We start from the raw sequence: 2,857 nt of genomic DNA on the forward strand, positions 1-2,857 counted from the left end.
GGGCCGAATATCGGCCTGATCAACTCGCTCGCCACCTTCGCGCGGGTGAACAAATACGGCTTCATCGAGAGCCCCTATCGCCGCATCCGCGACGGCAAGGGCGAGATCGACGACATCGACCATCTCGGCAACCGCCGCGTCCGCTCGGTCGGCGAGCTGATGGAGAACCAGTACCGCCTCGGCCTGCTGCGCATGGAGCGCGCCATCAAGGAGCGCATGTCCTCGGTCGACATCGACACGGTGATGCCGCAGGACCTGATCAACGCGAAGCCCGCGGCCGCCGCCGTGCGCGAATTCTTCGGCTCGTCGCAGCTCTCGCAGTTCATGGACCAGACGAACCCACTCTCGGAAGTCACGCATAAGCGTCGTCTTTCGGCGCTCGGCCCGGGCGGTCTGACCCGTGAGCGCGCCGGCTTCGAGGTGCGCGACGTGCACCCGACCCATTACGGCCGCATCTGCCCGATCGAGACGCCGGAAGGGCCGAATATCGGCCTGATCAACTCGCTCGCCACCTTCGCGCGGGTGAACAAATACGGCTTCATCGAGAGCCCCTATCGCCGCATCCGCGACGGCAAGCAGACTGACGAGATCATCTATCTCTCGGCGATGGAGGAGGCGAAGTACAACGTCGCCCAGGCCAATGCCGCCGTCGATAAGGAAGGCCGTCTGACCGACGACCTGATCGTCTGCCGCCGCGCCGGTGAAGTGATCGTGACGCCGGTCGACAAGGTCGACTTCCAGGACGTGTCGCCCAAGCAGCTCGTCTCGGTCGCCGCGGCGCTGATCCCGTTCCTCGAGAACGACGACGCGAACCGCGCGCTGATGGGCTCGAACATGCAGCGCCAGGCGGTGCCGCTGGTTCGCGCCGACGCCCCCTTCGTCGGCACCGGCATGGAAGCCGTCGTCGCCCGTGACTCGGGTGCCGCGATCGCGGCCCGCCGCGCCGGCATCGTCGACCAGGTCGACGCGACGCGTATCGTCATCCGCGCTTCCGACGAGATGGATCCGACGAAGCCGGGCGTCGACATCTACCGGCTGCAGAAGTTCCAGCGCTCCAACCAGTCGACCTGCATCACGCAGCGGCCGCTGGTGCGCGTCGGCGACGTCATCAAGAAGGGTGACATCGTCGCGGACGGCCCGTCGACCGAGTTCGGCGAGCTCGCGCTCGGCCGCAACGTGCTCGTCGCGTTCATGCCGTGGAACGGCTACAACTTCGAGGACTCGATCCTGCTCTCGGAGAAGATCGTCTCGGACGACGTCTTCACCTCGATCCACATCGAGGAGTTCGAGGTCATGGCCCGCGACACCAAGCTGGGCCCGGAGGAGATCACGCGCGACATTCCCAACGTTTCGGAAGAGGCGCTGAAGAATCTCGACGAAGCCGGCATCGTCTACATCGGCGCGGAAGTGGCGGCGGGCGACATCCTCGTCGGCAAGATCACGCCGAAGGGCGAAAGCCCGATGACGCCGGAAGAGAAGCTGCTGCGCGCCATCTTCGGCGAGAAGGCCTCCGACGTTCGCGACACCTCGCTGCGGGTGCCCCCAGGCGTGCAGGGCACGATCGTCGAGGTGCGCGTGTTCAACCGCCACGGCGTCGACAAGGACGAGCGTGCCCAGGCGATCGAGCGCGAGGAGATCGAGCGTCTCGCGAAGGACCGCGACGACGAGCAGGCGATCCTGGACCGCAACACCTTCGCGCGTCTGGCCGACATCCTGACCGGCAAGACGGGTCTCGCCGGCCCGAAGGGCTTCAAGAAGGACACGGTCATCACCCGCGAGGGCATGTCCGAGTTCCCGCGTTCGCAGTGGTGGCTGTTCGCCACCGGCGACGACGCCCTGATGACCGAAATCGAGGCGATGCGGAAGCAGTACGACGAGTCGAAGAAGCGCCTCGAGCAGCGCTTCCTCGACAAGGTCGAGAAGCTGCAGCGCGGCGACGAGCTGCCGCCCGGCGTGATGAAGATGGTCAAGGTCTTCGTCGCGGTGAAGCGCAAGATCCAGCCGGGCGACAAGATGGCCGGCCGCCACGGCAACAAGGGCGTGGTCTCGCGCATCGTGCCGGTGGAGGACATGCCGTTCCTCGAGGACGGCACCCATGCCGACATCGTGCTCAACCCGCTCGGCGTGCCCTCGCGCATGAATGTCGGGCAGATCCTGGAGACCCATCTGGGATGGGCGGCCGCGGGTCTCGGCAAGCAGATCGGCGCCGCGCTCGACGCCTATCGCAAGGGCCACGACATCAAGGCTCTGCGGGCTTCGTTCGACGCCGTCTACGAGGACAACGAGATCATCGCCTCGATGGACGAGAACGAGCTGGTCGAGATGGGCCAGAACCTGCGCCGCGGCGTTCCGATCGCGACGCCGGTGTTCAACGGCGCCAAGGAGGCCGATATCGAGCGGCTTCTGGAGCAGGCGGGGCTGCATTCCTCGGGTCAGTCAACGCTGTATGACGGGCGCACGGGTGAGCCCTTCGATCGCAAGGTCACCGTCGGCTACATCTACATGCTGAAGCTGCATCATCTGGTCGACGACAAGATCCATGCGCGTTCGATCGGCCCGTACTCGCTCGTCACCCAGCAACCGCTGGGCGGCAAGGCGCAGTTCGGCGGCCAGCGCTTCGGCGAGATGGAGGTCTGGGCACTGGAGGCCTATGGCGCCGCCTACACGCTGCAGGAGATGCTGACGGTGAAGTCGGACGACGTCGCGGGCCGCACCAAGGTCTACGAGTCGATCGTGCGCGGCGAGGACAACTTCGAGGCGGGCATCCCGGAATCCTTCAACGTGCTCGTCAAGGAACTGCGCTCGCTGGGTCTCAACGTCGAACTCAACCAGCGCGGCTTCTGATCGCCTTGCGGAT

At 65.8% G+C, this 2,857-nt stretch carries 1 protein-coding gene; it reads left to right on the forward strand.

Features of this window, described 5'->3' with window-relative positions; translation table 11 throughout:
- Positions 1 to 2,844 (forward strand): DNA-directed RNA polymerase subunit beta (rpoB, locus tag Q8M82_RS22595; RefSeq protein ID WP_305693542.1); only part of this gene is annotated, 2,844 nt, incomplete at its 5' end.
- Positions 2,845 to 2,857: the final 13 nt, after the last annotated feature.

It is taken from the genome of Allobosea sp. (assembly GCF_030694325.1).
Taxonomy (GTDB): Bacteria; Pseudomonadota; Alphaproteobacteria; order Rhizobiales; family Beijerinckiaceae; genus Allobosea.